Source organism: Streptomyces sp. NBC_01283, from assembly GCF_041435335.1.
Taxonomy (GTDB): domain Bacteria; phylum Actinomycetota; class Actinomycetes; order Streptomycetales; family Streptomycetaceae; genus Streptomyces.
In genome coordinates this window covers 6,445,438-6,459,085 of sequence record NZ_CP108430.1, presented here as the reverse complement: position 1 = coordinate 6,459,085, position 13,648 = coordinate 6,445,438, and the positions used below count along the sequence as shown (strand labels likewise).

Here is a 13,648-nt window from a genome sequence, read left to right as displayed (position 1 = left end):
CGTGACCAAGGCGGCGGACGCCGGGCCCGCCACGAGGGAGCCGGCTGCGCCCCGGGCCCGCCGGCGCGGCACGGCCGCCACCCTGACCGCCGGGCTCACCGCCGCCCTCGTCCTGCTCTGTCTCCTCTCCGCGGGCATCGGCGCGTACGACATCCCCCTCGGGCACGTCCTGGGCTCCGTCCAGCACCGGATCGGTCTCGGTGGGAGCGCGCTGGACCGGGTCGGCGAGAGCGTCCTGTGGAACGTACGGCTGCCGCGTGTGACGCTCGCGCTGCTCGTCGGGGCGTCCCTGGGGTGCGCGGGGGCTCTCATGCAGGGCGTGTTCGGCAACCCCCTCGCCGAGCCGGGCGTGATCGGGATCTCGGCGGGCGCGGCCGTCGGCGCGGTGGCGTCCATCGCGCTCGGCCTCAGCTTCTTCGGGAACTGGACCGTGACGGTCTGCGCGTTCGTCGCCGGACTCGCCACCGTCCTTCTCGTGTACGTCCTTTCGCGCAACGGCGGCCGCACGGAGGTCGTCACGCTCATCCTCACCGGCATCGCCGTGAACGCGTTCGCGGGGGCGCTGATCGGGCTCTGCATCTTCTTCGCGGACAACGCGCAGGTCACCCAGATCACGTTCTGGCAGCTCGGCTCGCTCGCCCAGGCGACCTGGCCCAAGGTGCTCGCCGTGCTGCCCTGCGCGGCGGCCGGTCTGGCCGTGGCGCCGCTGTACGCAGGGAAGTTGGACCTGCTCGCGCTGGGCGAGCGGCCCGCGCGGCATCTGGGAGTCGACGTCGAACGGCTGCGGCTCGTGCTGGTCCTGGTGGTGGCGCTGCTGACCGCCGCCGCCGTGGCCGTCGCCGGGATCATCACGTTCGTCGGTCTGCTCGTCCCGCATCTGCTGCGCATGGCCGCGGGGCCGGGCCACCGCTTCCTCGTGCCGGGCAGCGCGCTCGGCGGGGCGGTCGTCCTCGTCGGCGCGGATCTCGCGGCGCGGACGGTGGCGGCTCCCGCGGAGCTGCCGCTCGGGGTGCTCACCGCGCTCTTCGGCAGCCCGTTCTTCTTCTGGCTGCTGCGCAGGACCCGTCGCGGACAAGGGGGTTGGGCATGATCACGCGGATCGCGCGGCGGTTGTTCGCGACCGGTGGCGGGCGGGCCGCCCTGCCGGGGGCCTTCGCTCCGGGCGATGTGCTCGCCGAGGCGTCGGGGCTCGTGGTGCGGCTCGGGGGCCGCGAGGTCCTTGCCGGGGTCTCGCTCACCGCCCGAGCGGGAGAGGTGCTTGCCCTCGTGGGGCCGAACGGGGCGGGGAAGTCGACGCTGCTGGCCGCGCTCGCGGCCGATCTCCCGGCCGCCGAAGGGGACGTACGCGTCTGCGGGCGGCCCACCGGCGAGTGGCCCGCGCGTGAACTGGCGCTGCGGCGCGCGGTGTTGCCGCAGTCCGCCGTGCTCTCCTTTCCCTTCGCGGTCGAGGAGGTCGTACGGATGGGGCGTGCGCCCTGGGCGGGGACGGCGCTGGAGGACGAGGACGACCGCGTGGTGCGGGAGGCGCTCGCCGCGACCGAGGTGACCGAGTTCGCCGCACGTCCCTTCTCCGCGCTGAGCGGCGGCGAGCGGGCGCGGGTCGCGCTGGCCCGGGTGCTCGCCCAGCGGACCCCGCTCCTCCTCCTGGACGAGCCGACCGCCGCGCTCGATCTGCGCCACCAGGAGCTGGTCCTGCGGATCTGCCGGGAGCGGGCCGCCGCCGGTGACGCGGTGGTGGTGGTCCTGCACGACCTGGGGCTCGCGGCTGCCTACGCGGACCGGGTGGCGGTGCTGCGAGCCGGGGTGGTGGCGGCGGAGGGCGCGCCGGGCGAGGTCTTCACGGGCGAGCTCCTGAGCGAGGTGTACCGGCAGCGGGTCGAGGTGTTCCCGCATCCGCGGACGGGGGTGCCGATGGTCGCCCCGGTGCGGGCCACGGCCGTCGGCAGCGGCGTGTCCGGCGATTGAGGACGAACGCGGCGAAGCCGGAGATCTGCGCGCCCAAGCCCACGAGTACGGGCCTGAAGATCCTTATTGACCCTCGCTTGACCCACCCATGAATCTCCCATCACCCCACCGTGACACCTCCGTAAGCACCCCTTGTCCAGTGAGAGGTGAATCACTGGATGGCTGGGTATCGACCAGGTAAGGCTCAGTTAAGTTAGGTCCGCCTCACCCCGCGACGCGCCCCACCCGCACGTCCGATCCATCCTTGACCCGTCTTGGAGCTCGTATGCGCCCCGTCCGTCTCTCTGCCGCCACCGCCGTCGCCGCAGTGGCAGCACTCACCGCCGTCACGGGCTGCACCGAGAAGAGCGAGGCCAAGGGCGGCGACAACACCGTCGAGGTGACCGCCACCGACGACAAGTGCGACGTCTCCGAGACCAAGCTCAGCGCCGGGCACGTCGAGCTCGCCATCGAGAACAAGGGCTCCAAGGTCACCGAGGTCTACCTCCTCTTCCCCGACGACCGCATCGTCAGCGAGCGCGAGAACATCGGCCCCGGCACGAAGCAGAAGCTCACCGCCGAGGTGAAGTCCGGCTCGTACCAGATCGCCTGCAAGCCCGGCATGAAGGGCGACGGCATCCGCCAGAAGGTCACCGTCAGCGGCGGCAAGACCGTCAAGCGCGACCCGCGCCTCGACAAGTCCGTCGCCGACTACCGCGCCTACGCGCAGGAGCAGGCCGACGCGACGCTGCCCAAGGTGAAGGTCTTCACCGACGCCGTCCGCAAGGGCGACATCGAGGCCGCCAAGAAGGCGTACGCCAACTCCCGCATCGGCTGGGAGCGCACCGAGCCGGTCGCCGAGTCCTTCGGTGACATCGACCCGAAGGTCGACGTCCGCGAGGACGGCCTGGAAGAGGGCCAGGACCTGGCGAAGGACTGGACGGGCTGGCACCGTCTGGAGCGGGCCCTGTGGAAGGACAAGAAGATCGGCGGGCGCGAGAAGGAGCTCGCCACGCGGCTCGACAAGGACCTCAAGGACTGGCAGAACCGCGTCGGCAAGGCCGAGATCACCCCGACCTCCATGGCCAACGGCGCCAAGGAGCTCCTCGACGAGGTAGCCACCGGCAAGGTCACCGGCGAGGAAGAGCGCTACTCGCACACCGACCTCGTCGACTTCAAGGCGAACGTCGAGGGCGCGGAGAAGGCGTACGGCCTGCTCAAGGCCGTCGCCTCGGAGAACGACCCGGCGCTCACCAAGGAGCTCGACAAGCAGTTCGCGGCCCTGGACAAGCTGCTCGGCGAGTACCGCACGGGCGGCGGCAAGGACTCGTACACGTTCACGTCGTACGACAAGCTCGACAAGGCGGACACCAAGGAGCTGTCGGACGGCGTCAACGCGCTCGCGGAGCCGCTGTCGAAGCTGGCCGCCGCCGTCGCGAAGAGCAAGTAGCGGTTAGGGGGCACCGGAACGATGACCGACACCACGAACGACACCGGCACCGACAGCGCGGCCGTGCCGGACGAGACGGGCAATGACGCCGGCGCCGCTTCCGCGTCCGCTCCCTCTTCCTCCTCCCCTTCCCGGCGTTCGCTGCTCGGCTGGGGCGGTGCGGGGCTCGCGCTAGGCGCCGCCGTCACCGGGGGCGCGGTGGCCGTGGCCCGCTCCGGGGACGAGGCCGTGCCCGCCGCGTCGGCGGGCGGCGCGGTCGCCTTCCTCGGCAAGCACCAGGCGGGCATCGCGACGCCCGTCCAGGACCGGCTGCACTTCGCCGCGTTCGACGTGAAGACGGACGACCGCGAGGAGTTCGTGCAGCTCCTGAAGGACTGGACGAAGGCCGCCGCGCGGATGACCGCGGGGCACGAGGTCGGTGAGGGTGCCTACGGCGGGCTCACCGAGGCGCCACCGGACGACACGGGCGAGGCGCTGGGCCTCAAGCCGTCACGGCTGACGCTCACGATCGGCTTCGGTCCCGGCCTCTTCGAGAAGTTCGACCTCTCGGACCGGCGCCCCGAGGCCCTCGTCGACCTCCCCAAGTTCCCCGGCGACAACCTCGACAAGTCCCGCGGCGGCGGCGACCTCTGCGTGCAGGCCTGCGCGGACGACCCGCAGGTCGCCGTGCACGCCATCCGCAACCTCGCCCGCATCGGCTTCGGCAAGGTCGCGGTGCGCTGGTCGCAGCTCGGCTTCGGCAAGACCTCGTCGACGACGCCGGGCGCGCAGACGCCGCGCAACCTCTTCGGGTTCAAGGACGGCACCCGCAACGTCTCGGGCGACGACAACTCCGCGCTCGCCGAGCACGTGTGGGTCGGCGAGAAGGACGGTCCCGGCTGGATGGCCGGTGGCTCGTACCTCGTCGCGCGCCGCATCCGCATGAACGTCGAGACCTGGGACCGGACCTCGCTCGGTGAGCAGGAGGACATCTTCGGGCGCGACAAGGGCGAGGGCGCGCCGGTCGGCAAGGCCAAGGAGCACGACAAGCCGTTCCTGAAGGCGATGAAGCCCACCTCGCACGTCCGGCTCGCGCACCCGGACAGCAACGACGGTGCGACGATCCTGCGCCGCGGCTACTCCTTCACGGACGGCACCGACGGTCTGGGCCGCCTGGACGCGGGGCTGTTCTTCCTCGCGTACCAGCGGGACGTCCGCACGGGCTTCATCCCGGTGCAGCGCAGCCTGTCGCGTTCCGACGCGCTCAACGAGTACATCCAGCACGTGGGCTCCGCGGTCTTCGCGATCCCGCCGGGCGTCCGCGACAAGGACGACTGGTGGGGCCGGGCACTGTTCGGCTGAGGGGATCTGACAGACATGTTCGGCAACTACCTGATCGGCCTGCGCGAGGGTCTTGAGGCCAGCCTGGTCGTCTGCATCCTCATCGCCTATCTGGTGAAGACGGAGCGCCGCGACGCCCTCAAGCCCATCTGGCTGGGCATCGGCGTCGCGTGCGGGATCGCGTTCGGCTTCGGCTGCGCGCTGACGTTCGGTTCGCAGGAGCTGACGTTCAAGGCGCAGGAGGCGCTGGGCGGTTCGCTGTCGATCGTCGCTGTGGCGCTGGTGACGTGGATGGTCTTCTGGATGCGGCGTACGGCCCGTCATCTCAAGGCGGAGCTGCACGGCAAACTGGACGCGGCGCTGCAGATGGGCACGGGCGCGCTGGTCGCCACCGCGTTCCTGGCCGTGGGCCGGGAGGGCCTGGAGACCGCGCTGTTCGTGTGGGCGTCGGTGCGCGCGTCCAACGACGGTACGCACGGTCCGCTGATCGGCGTGCTCCTGGGCCTGGTCACCGCGATCGCGCTGGGCTGGCTCTTCTACAAGGGCACGGTCCGCATCAACCTGGCGAAGTTCTTCACCTGGACCGGCGCCATGCTGGTGGTCGTGGCGGCGGGGGTCCTCGCGTACGGCGTCCATGACCTGCAGGAGGCGGAGTTCCTCGGCGGCCTGCAGAACAAGGCGTTCGACATCAGCACGACGATCCCGCCGGACAGCTGGTACGGCACCCTCCTGAAGGGCGTCCTCAACTTCCAGCCCGACCCGACGGTCGTCCAGGTCACGGTGTGGCTGCTGTACCTGATCCCGACGCTCGCGTTCTTCTTCGCCCCGGTAGGGTTCGGGCCCGGGAAGGGGAAGGTGAACGCAACGCATGAGCAGGCTTCCAAGGCAGCGCACTCCGATGCGGGAGGGCCGGTCGCGACGTCCGGTCCGGTACGCGATGGTGGCGTCGACGGTGACCGTACTGACGGTGACGGCGAGCGGGTGCGTGACGGTGCACGGGGAGCGGGAAGTCGTCCCGGCGGCGACGAGGGCTGAGGCCGACCGCGCACTGCGGGACTTCCTCACCGCGTACAACAAGGCGGACAAGGCGTACGACCCGGCGCTGGACGCCGCCCGGGTCACCGGTCCGCTGAGCGCCATCAACCAGGCGGGCCTGAAGTCGAACGGCGCCCAGCACCCGGACGGCAATCCCGGCCAGGTGCCGCTCGAACTGACGGACGCGAAGTTCTCGATCCCCAAGAAGGCCGGCTGGCCCCGGTGGTTCGTCGCCGACACGCGTGCCAACCGCCGCGCTGACATGCGCTGGCTGCTGGTCTTCACGAAGGGCAGCAAGGACCAGCTGTGGGAGGCGTCCTATCTGAATCTGGTGGCGCCCGGAAAGGTGCCCGACCTGAAGAAGGACAAGGACGGCTGGGCGGAGCCGGTCGAGGTGAACTCCCCGGGTCTCGCGGTGGCGCCGAAGGATCTCGGCGAGGAGTACACGACGTATCTGAAGTCGGGCGGCGACACGTTCGCGCCGGGCGACCACACGTCGACGTGGAAGGCGTTCCGCGACAAGAACACCAAGCGCCGCGGCATAGCCGTCCAGTACATCGACGAGCCGCGGAACGACGGGACGTTCGCGCCGGTGGGCCTGCGGACCCAGGACGGCGGGGCGATGGTCTTCTTCTCGACGCACCACTACGAGAAGCGGACCGCGGCGAAGGGCGTGAACATCCCCGTCGCGCCCGACGTGAAGCCGCTCCTGAAGGGTGAGGTCAAGCAGTCGATGACGCTTGAGCGCGTCTCCAACCAGCTCGTCGTCGACCCGGCCGGCTCGGGCAAGGTGACGTTCCTGAGCCGCATCCAGGGCCTGACGGGCGCGCAGGGCGACTAGCCGCCGGTTCTGGAGGCGACCCCGCGCGCGGGTGTCAGCCCCTCAACGGCCAGGCGGCGACTTCGTGCTGGGGCTCGCCCGCGACGCGGGCGCATTCGTCGGTGAGCGTCTCCAGGAGCGTCAGCGGGTCCGGGAGCGCGTGCTCGGGACCGCGGATCCAGTGGACCGCCAGGTCACCGGGCAGCCGCGCGGGCGGCACGAGGACGTACGAACCGCGGCAGTGCCAGCGGAAACCCGGGTGTTCGTTCGTGGTCTCGGGGTGGCAGTCCAGCTCGCAGGGCCACCACTCGTCCTCGTCCTCGGGGGTGCCGCGGGTGAGCGTGAAGAAGAGCATCCGCCCCTCGTCCATGGTGCCCTCGGACTCGGCGACGGGGCCCACGTCGATGCCGTCGGCGAGCAGCCTGGCGAGGGCCTCGCGCCCGGCGGCCAGCGGCACGTCGAGGACGTCGTGGACCATGCCGGTCGCGGTGATGAAGTTGGCCTGCGGCTGATGCCTGGCCCAGCGCTCGATCTGCCCGCGGTCGGTGGTGGACTGCGTCTGCCAGGCGAAGGAGATGGGGTGCCTGGCGGGGGTGGGACAGCCGATGCGGTCACAGGAACATCGGTACGCGGAGGGGTGCGCGGCCGGTGAGAGCGGCAGACCCGCTGCCGCCGCGGCGACCAGCAGGGCCTCGCGGCCCGCTTCGTCACCTGCCGTGTCGTCCGGTCGGGGACGTCGGCGAAGCCACTGGGAAATCCTGCTCTGCCCGCCGGACCGGCGGCCGAACTCCGCGCCCATCAATCCCCTCACCTCGCATGTGTGCCGAGAAGCATCTCCCATGGTCGCACCATCCTGCTCCTCGGGGGGCCAGAGCCCACATCCGGGGTAGCTGGGGTGATGCAAGGCGCAGGGTGACACCGCGCGTCATTCCGTACTAACTGGGGATTTAGCCCCCTACCGTGTTCGCCATGGTCACCAGGACTGTGCTCACGGGACTGTCGGGATTCATGAGCCTCGCCACACTGGCTCTCGCGGCGCCCGCCGGACCGCTCACCCCGCTCGAATGGGGCGGCGGCGGCCCCCTGACGGTGGAGGCCCTCCCCCGCGTCACCTACACCGCACACCGCGGCGGCGCCCTGGAGGTGCCGGAGAACAGCATGTCCGGCCTGGTGGCGGCCTACCAACGCGGCACGGCCCAGGTCATCGACGTCGACACCCGGATACTGCGCGACGGCACCCTCGTGGCCATGCACGACGAGACCCTGGACCGTACGACGACGTCCAAGGGGCCGGTGCGTTCGCTCACCCTGAGCCAGTGGCGGAAGGTGCGGCTTCGCCCGCGGGCCGGCCTGCCCGGGAGCTGGCGCGCCGAGCGTCCGCCGACGGTCGCCGAGATCCTCGACCGCTTCGGCGGGCGGATCGTGCTGATGCTGGAGGCGAAGGATCCGCGCAGCCTGCGGACGCTCGGCTCGCTGATCCGCGCCCGCGGCCTGACGCGCTCGGTGTTCGTGAACTCGAACGAGCCCCGTGTCGCCGCGCGCGCCCACGGCATGGGCCTGCTCGCGCAGCTGTGGCGTTCCAAGGCGCAGATGCGCACGGACCGGCCCGCGCTGTGGGCGGGGTTCGTGGACGTCCTGGACGTGGATCACAAGGCGCGGGACCTGGATCTCCTGCGCGCGGTCCACTCCGGGGTCCCCCGGGTGTGGGCGCACACGGTGACCACACCGCGCCAGCGCGACCGGGCTCTGCGGCTCGGCTGCAACGGCGTGATCACGGATGCGCCGGGGCTGCTGGCGCGGACGCCCTCGAAGGGTGGGTGATCAGCGCGGCGCGATTCCGTAGAGGGCGTATTCGACGAGCTTGTCGGCGTACTCGTGCGTGAGCGGGCCGGTGCGCTGCATCCAGCGCTGGGCGAGCGGGCCCGTCCACAGCTCCAGGGCGATGCGGGGGTCCACCTCGGGCGCGACCTGGCCGGCCTCCTGGGCGATCTCGATGCGCCGCACGTACATCTGGAGTCCGGGCTCCAGAAGCTTCTGCACGTACTCGGCGCCGAGCTCCGTGTTGAGCATGCCCTCGGCGGCGAGTGCCCGCCAGGGTGCGTCGTACTTGGGGTTCTTGAACTCGTCGATGGTGGCCCGCATGACGAGCTTGAGGTCCGCCTCCAGGTCTCCGGAGTCCGGGATCTCGGTCGGGGTCAGCTCGCGGCCCGTGCTGTCGCCCGCCTCCTGGTGGGCCTGTTCGCCGAGGTCCACGAAGGCGTCGAGCAGGACGGCTCCCTTGGACGGCCACCAGCGGTAGATCGTCTGCTTGCCCACGCCCGCACGGGCGGCGATCGCCTCGATCGTGAGCTTGCCGTAGCCGACCTCGGAGACCAGGTCGAGGGCGGCGTCATAGATCGCGCGGCGAGAGCGTTCACTGCGGCGCTTGGAGTCTGGGGCGGATTTCGTGGCCATGCCTTCGAATGTAGCAGCGAGCGAGCCGAGACGTACCGTCTCGTAAACGCGGGTGGGCCACTCGATGAACCACCCGTTCAGATCACAGCGCGCGGGCTCCGCAGACCGCACCATGGGCAGCAACTGCCCCACTACGGGCAGCAGCTGACCCCCGCGGTACGTGAGGAGCCCTCGTTGACCCGATTTCCTCGTCGCGCCACACCCCGGCGCTATCTGATGTGCTCACCCGCACACTTCAAGGTCACGTACTCCATCAACCCCTGGATGGATCCCTCGAAACCGGTCGACGTCCCGCTGGCCATCGCCCAGTGGGAGGACCTGCGCGACCGCTACCGCTCGCTCGGCCACACCGTCGAGGAGCTCACCCCGCGTCCCGGCCTGCCGGACATGGTCTTCGCCGCGAACGGCGCGACCGTCATCGAAGGCCGGGTGCTGGGCGCGCGGTTCGCCCATCCTGAGCGCGCCCCCGAGGCCGTCGCCCACCTGGAGTGGTTCAGGGAGCACGGCTTCACGGACCTCCACGAACCCACCCACATCAACGAGGGCGAGGGCGACTTCGCCGTCACGTCCTCGTACGTCCTGGCCGGGCGCGGCTTCCGGGCCAGCCCCCTGTCGCACGGGGAGGCGCAGGAGTTCTTCGGCCGCCCGGTGCTCGGGCTCGATCTCGTCGACCCCCGCTACTACCACCTGGACACGGCACTCGCCGTGCTCGACGACGCGACGGACGACGTCATGTACTACCCGCCGGCGTTCTCGCCGGGCAGCCAGGCGGTCCTGCGGCGCCTCTTCCCCGACGCGCTGATCGCCGAGGAGCCGGACGCGGTGGCGCTCGGGCTCAACGCGGTCTCGGACGGCCTGCACGTGCTGCTCCCGCAGGCCGCGGTCGGCCTCTTCGGGCCGCTGCGGGAGCGCGGCTACGAACCCGTCGTCATGGACCTGAGCGAGCTGCTCAAGGGCGGCGGCAGCGTGAAGTGCTGCACGCAGGAGCTGCGCGGCCGGCCCTGACCGGCTCCCGCTAGCTCTCCTGGTGGGGCGGCCAGGCGTCGCCCCACTCCGCGTCACGGGCCGCGCGGTACAGCGGCCCGTGGCGCTTGGTCACCGTCTCGCGGTGCAGGGTCTCGTCCACCGCGCACAGGTCGAGCAGGACCTGGCCCTTGCGGATCTGCGGCTTGCGCACCACTCGCTCCGGCGCCGGATCCGCGTCGAAGCGGACCGCCGCCACATAGCTGAACTTCTCGTCCTCGTACGCCAGGGACCCGCCCTTGACCTGCCGGTGCAGGGAGGAGCGGCTGACGCGGGCGGAGAAGTGGCACCAGTCATCTCCGGGCACGATCGGGCATGCGGAGCTGTGCGGGCAGGGGGCGGCGATGCGGAAACCGGCCTCGATGAGCCGGTCCCTGGCCTCGATGATCCGCGTGTAGCCGTCGGGGGTGCCCGGCTCGATGATGACGACGGCCTGCCGCGCCGCTGCCGCCGCCGCGTCCACGAGGGACCGGCGGTCGGACTCGGTCAGCTCCTTGAGGACGTACGACACCGTGACGAGATCGGTGCTCTCGATGGTGAGCGCCGATCCGATACGAGAGCGCTGCCACCGCACGGCCTTCAACCACGGGTTCGCGGCGGCCAGTTCACGCCCCAGGGCGAGGGCGGGCTCGGCCCAGTCGAGGACCGTGACGGGCCGCTCGCCCTCCCAGGTCGCGCTCACCGCCCAGGTCGCCGCGCCGGTCCCGCCGCCGACGTCCACGTGGCTGCCGGGCGCCCATGCCTCGGGCGCCGCGTCCGCGAGGGCGCCGAGCGCGGAACACACCGCCTCGAAGGTCGCGGGCATGCGGTAGGCGGCGTACGCGGCGACGTCCGCGCGGTCACGCAGGATCGGGGCGTCGGTCGGGGTGAGGCCCCGGTAGCTGGCGATCAGCCGGTCGACGGCTTGCGCGGCCTGCCTGGGCGGAAGCCCGTCGAGGAGCCCGGCGAGGGCGGTGCGCAGGGTCTCGGCGGGGGATGCCGGGGAAATCGGGGCGTTCACCCCGTGATTCTAGGCGCCGGAAGGGACGGGCCCCGTCCGTTCAGCGGGCAGCCCGCGCAAGACGGGTCGCCGCCCGTGCCCGGGGGCCGCTGTCGGCGGGCCCACGGCGCGGGTGGACCGTGTTGGCGAGGAGGATCAGGAAGGTGTCCGTGGCCGGGTCGATGACCAGGGACGTTCCGGTGAATCCGGTGTGGCCGGCCGCGCCGCGCCCCGCGAGCTCCCCCATGAACCACGCCTGGTCGAGGCCGAAGCCAAGACCCGGCGGCGTCAGCATCAGCTCCACGAAGTCCGGGCCGAGGATGCGCGCCGTGCCGTACGAACCGCCGCACAGCAGCGCGCGGCAGAAGACCGCGAGGTCGCGCGCGGTGGAGAAGAGCCCGGCGTGGCCCGCGACGCCGCCGAGCGCCCAGGCGTTCTCGTCGTGCACCTCGCCCCGCAGCATCCCCCGGTCGGCCTTGGCCCAGGGTCTGCGCTGGTCCTCGGTGGCGGCGGCGTCGGGGCGCGGCCCGAAGGCGGTGGCCGTCATGCCGAGCGGCCGGGTGATGCCCTCACGGACGAGCTCGTCGAGCGGGCGGCGCGTGAGGCGCTCCAGGACGTGCTGGAGGAGCAGCATGTTCAGGTCGGAGTAGCGGTGGTCGCCCGGCGGACCCGTCGGGGCCTCCGCGCGCAGGGCGGCGAGGCGCGCGGCGTCGTCCGGGCAGTCGTACAGCGGGAGTTCGGGGCGCAGGCCCGAAGTGTGCGTGAGCAGCTGGCGCACCGTGATGCCGTGCTCGGCGGCCGCCGTGAACTCGGGGACGTACGCGGAGACCAGCGCGTCGATGCCGAGGGTGCCGCGCTCCAGCTGCTGCATCGCGGCAACCGTCGTGAACAGCTTGGTGAGCGAGGCCAGGTCGAAGGGGGTGCCGGTGCGGGTCAACACCTGCTCGGCGGGCGGCAGTTCGACCCCGGCGCCCTTCTCCGGGTCGTACGCGGCGTAGCGCACCGCACGGCCCACCGCCTCCTCGACGGCGATCACCGGGCCGCGTCCGGCGAGCACGACGGCGCCCGCGCACCAGGGGCGTTCGCCGCGCGTCAGTGCGCGCACCTCGCGTACGAGGTGGGCCATCTCGTCCGTGTCGAGCCCCGCGCGGTCCGGCGTCCCGGCGCGCAGCAGGCGTGGCGCGGTCAGTGGTCCGTCCCCTCCCCGTTCGGCCTGGCCGAGTGCTGCCAGGGGCGGCACAGTCCCAGAAAGCAGCCGATGGCCGCAAGGCCGCAGAAGAGCTGCACCACGGCCATCGGGACGGCCGTGGCCTCGCCCGCGATGCCGACCAGCGGGGAGGCGATCGCGCCGACGAGGAACGAGGACGTGCCGAGCAGCGCCGACGCGGATCCGGCGGCGTGCGGGGTGCGCATCAGGGCGAGGGCGTTCGTGTTCGGCGTCGCGAGGCCCATCGCCGACATCAGGACGAAGAGCCCGGCCGCGACGGGGAACAGGCCGACGTGCCCGAAGACCCCCGAGGTCATGACGAGCAGCGCGGTGGCGGCGAGGACGAGGACCGTCAGACCGAAGGCGAGCACCTTGTCGAGGCTGACGCGGCCGACGAGGACCTTGCCGTTGATCTGGCCGACGACGATCAGGCCCACGGAGTTCACGCCGAAGAGCAGGCTGAAGGTCTGCGGGGAGGCGCCGTAGATCTCCTGGATGACGAACGGCGACGCGGAGATGTATGCGAACAGCGCGGCGAACGCGAAGCCGCCCGCGATCATGTACCCGGTGAAGACGCGGTCGGCGAGGAGCGACTTCATGGTGCGCAGCGCCTCGACGGTGCCGCCGCTGTGCCGGTTCTCGGGGGCGAGCGTCTCGGGCAGGGACCGCCAGACCAGGACCGTCAGGGCGATGCCGACCACGGTGAGCACGGCGAAGATGCCGTGCCAGTCGGTGAAGCGCAGGACCTGGCCGCCGATGAGGGGCGCGATGACCGGGGCGACCCCGGAGATCAGCATGAGGGTGGAGAAGAAGCGGGCCATCTCCACGCCGTCGTAGAGGTCACGGACGACGGCGCGGGCGATGACGATGCCCGCGGCGCCCGCCAGACCCTGCAACAGGCGGAAGGCGATGAGGAGTTCCGCGGTGGGCGCGAAGGCGCAGATCGCGGTGGCGAGGATGTAGACCAGGAGCCCGATGAGCAGCGGCCTGCGGCGCCCCCACTTGTCGCTCATCGGCCCGACGACGAGCTGCCCGAGCGCCATGCCGGTGAGGCAGGCGGTGAGGGTGAGCTGCGCGGTCGCGGCGGAGGTGTGCAGCGAGCGGGTGACCTCCGGGAGCGCCGGGAGGTACATGTCCATGGAGAGCGGCGGCACCGCCGTGAGGCCGCCGAGCACGAGGGTGACCAGGATGCCGGTGCGGCGCTGGGCGGTGCGGGCGGGAGCGGCCGGGGCCACGTCGCTCTCCACCGTCCGGGACTGCCGTATGAGGGGGCCTTCTGACCCACTCGTGGTGCGGCTGCCGTGCTCCGGCATGCGGATTCCCTCCCGATTAGGCGTGCGATTACCTATGCTCTCAGCTCAGCTGTGCTGGTTGAGACCATTTCCCGCGGTACTCCGCGGTAGGAACAGGGGCCCC

Annotated in this window: 13 protein-coding genes; 8 read left to right on the top strand and 5 right to left on the bottom strand. The window is 71.6% G+C overall.

What is annotated here, in order from left to right:
• Window position 1 precedes the first annotated feature (1 nt).
• The 6 genes from OG302_RS29210 to OG302_RS29185 all read left to right on the top strand — a co-directional run bounded on the left by OG302_RS29210 (window position 2) and on the right by OG302_RS29185 (window position 6,590).
• The gene (locus OG302_RS29210; RefSeq protein ID WP_371750267.1) at window positions 2-1,090 is read left to right on the top strand and encodes a FecCD family ABC transporter permease; all 1,089 of its coding nucleotides are present in this window, start codon (window positions 2-4) and stop codon (window positions 1,088-1,090) included.
• A complete protein-coding gene (locus OG302_RS29205; protein WP_371529496.1) occupies window positions 1,087-1,965 on the top strand; it encodes a heme ABC transporter ATP-binding protein in 879 nt (292 codons plus the stop codon). Before OG302_RS29210 ends, OG302_RS29205 begins: the two co-directional genes overlap by 4 nt.
• Window positions 1,966-2,230: 265 nt before the next feature.
• Entirely contained in the window at window positions 2,231-3,394 is a 1,164-nt protein-coding gene (gene efeO, locus OG302_RS29200) for an iron uptake system protein EfeO (protein WP_371529495.1), read from the top strand.
• 21 nt (window positions 3,395-3,415) lie between these two features.
• Window positions 3,416-4,735: an iron uptake transporter deferrochelatase/peroxidase subunit gene (gene efeB / locus OG302_RS29195; protein WP_371529494.1), complete on the top strand. Its 1,320-nt coding sequence runs from the start codon at window positions 3,416-3,418 to the stop codon at window positions 4,733-4,735.
• A gap of 15 nt (window positions 4,736-4,750) precedes the next feature.
• Window positions 4,751-5,749 (top strand): iron uptake transporter permease EfeU, encoded by a 999-nt coding sequence (gene efeU / locus OG302_RS29190; protein WP_371529493.1) that lies wholly within the window; start codon window positions 4,751-4,753, stop codon window positions 5,747-5,749.
• Window positions 5,652-6,590: a hypothetical protein gene (locus OG302_RS29185; protein ID WP_371750266.1), complete on the top strand. Its 939-nt coding sequence runs from the start codon at window positions 5,652-5,654 to the stop codon at window positions 6,588-6,590. Before efeU ends, OG302_RS29185 begins: the two co-directional genes overlap by 98 nt.
• A 34-nt stretch (window positions 6,591-6,624) precedes the next feature.
• Here the strand turns inward: OG302_RS29185 and OG302_RS29180 are convergent, their stop codons facing one another.
• Window positions 6,625-7,368, bottom strand: coding sequence for a bifunctional DNA primase/polymerase (locus OG302_RS29180; protein WP_371529492.1), 744 nt, complete (start codon window positions 7,366-7,368; stop codon window positions 6,625-6,627).
• Between the two features lie 170 nt (window positions 7,369-7,538).
• Here OG302_RS29180 and OG302_RS29175 point away from each other — a divergent pair, with 170 nt between their 5' ends.
• A complete protein-coding gene (locus OG302_RS29175; RefSeq protein ID WP_371529491.1) occupies window positions 7,539-8,390 on the top strand; it encodes a glycerophosphodiester phosphodiesterase in 852 nt (283 codons plus the stop codon).
• Here OG302_RS29175 and OG302_RS29170 read toward each other — a convergent pair whose 3' ends face one another.
• Window positions 8,391-9,023: a TetR/AcrR family transcriptional regulator gene (locus tag OG302_RS29170; protein ID WP_371529490.1), complete on the bottom strand. Its 633-nt coding sequence runs from the start codon at window positions 9,021-9,023 to the stop codon at window positions 8,391-8,393. It lies immediately after the preceding gene.
• Window positions 9,024-9,197: 174 nt separating this feature from the next.
• On the opposite strand from OG302_RS29170, the gene ddaH reads away from it, so the two are divergent.
• Window positions 9,198-10,028 (top strand): dimethylargininase, encoded by an 831-nt coding sequence (ddaH, locus tag OG302_RS29165; protein ID WP_371529489.1) that lies wholly within the window; start codon window positions 9,198-9,200, stop codon window positions 10,026-10,028.
• A gap of 10 nt (window positions 10,029-10,038) precedes the next feature.
• Here the strand turns inward: ddaH and OG302_RS29160 are convergent, their stop codons facing one another.
• Genes OG302_RS29160 through OG302_RS29150 form a run of 3 tightly spaced genes read right to left on the bottom strand, consistent with a single transcriptional unit; the run spans window position 10,039 to window position 13,545 of the window.
• Window positions 10,039-11,046: a small ribosomal subunit Rsm22 family protein gene (locus tag OG302_RS29160; RefSeq protein WP_371529488.1), complete on the bottom strand. Its 1,008-nt coding sequence runs from the start codon at window positions 11,044-11,046 to the stop codon at window positions 10,039-10,041.
• Window positions 11,047-11,086: 40 nt separating this feature from the next.
• Window positions 11,087-12,256: a serine hydrolase domain-containing protein gene (locus OG302_RS29155; protein ID WP_371750265.1), complete on the bottom strand. Its 1,170-nt coding sequence runs from the start codon at window positions 12,254-12,256 to the stop codon at window positions 11,087-11,089.
• Window positions 12,211-13,545 (bottom strand): Bcr/CflA family multidrug efflux MFS transporter, encoded by a 1,335-nt coding sequence (locus OG302_RS29150; protein WP_371529487.1) that lies wholly within the window; start codon window positions 13,543-13,545, stop codon window positions 12,211-12,213. Before OG302_RS29150 ends, OG302_RS29155 begins: the two co-directional genes overlap by 46 nt.
• Window positions 13,546-13,648: the final 103 nt, after the last annotated feature.

Coding starts and splice junctions, on each gene's coding strand:
- efeO (WP_371529495.1), top strand. CDS start 2,231: ATGCGCCCCGTCCGTCTCTCTGCCGCCACCGCCGTCGCCGCAGTGGCA.
- efeB (WP_371529494.1), top strand. CDS start 3,416: ATGACCGACACCACGAACGACACCGGCACCGACAGCGCGGCCGTGCCG.
- OG302_RS29150 (WP_371529487.1), bottom strand. CDS start 13,545: ATGCCGGAGCACGGCAGCCGCACCACGAGTGGGTCAGAAGGCCCCCTC.
- OG302_RS29205 (WP_371529496.1), top strand. CDS start 1,087: ATGATCACGCGGATCGCGCGGCGGTTGTTCGCGACCGGTGGCGGGCGG.
- OG302_RS29175 (WP_371529491.1), top strand. CDS start 7,539: ATGGTCACCAGGACTGTGCTCACGGGACTGTCGGGATTCATGAGCCTC.
- OG302_RS29180 (WP_371529492.1), bottom strand. CDS start 7,368: ATGGGCGCGGAGTTCGGCCGCCGGTCCGGCGGGCAGAGCAGGATTTCC.
- OG302_RS29170 (WP_371529490.1), bottom strand. CDS start 9,023: ATGGCCACGAAATCCGCCCCAGACTCCAAGCGCCGCAGTGAACGCTCT.
- efeU (WP_371529493.1), top strand. CDS start 4,751: ATGTTCGGCAACTACCTGATCGGCCTGCGCGAGGGTCTTGAGGCCAGC.
- OG302_RS29185 (WP_371750266.1), top strand. CDS start 5,652: ATGGTGGCGTCGACGGTGACCGTACTGACGGTGACGGCGAGCGGGTGC.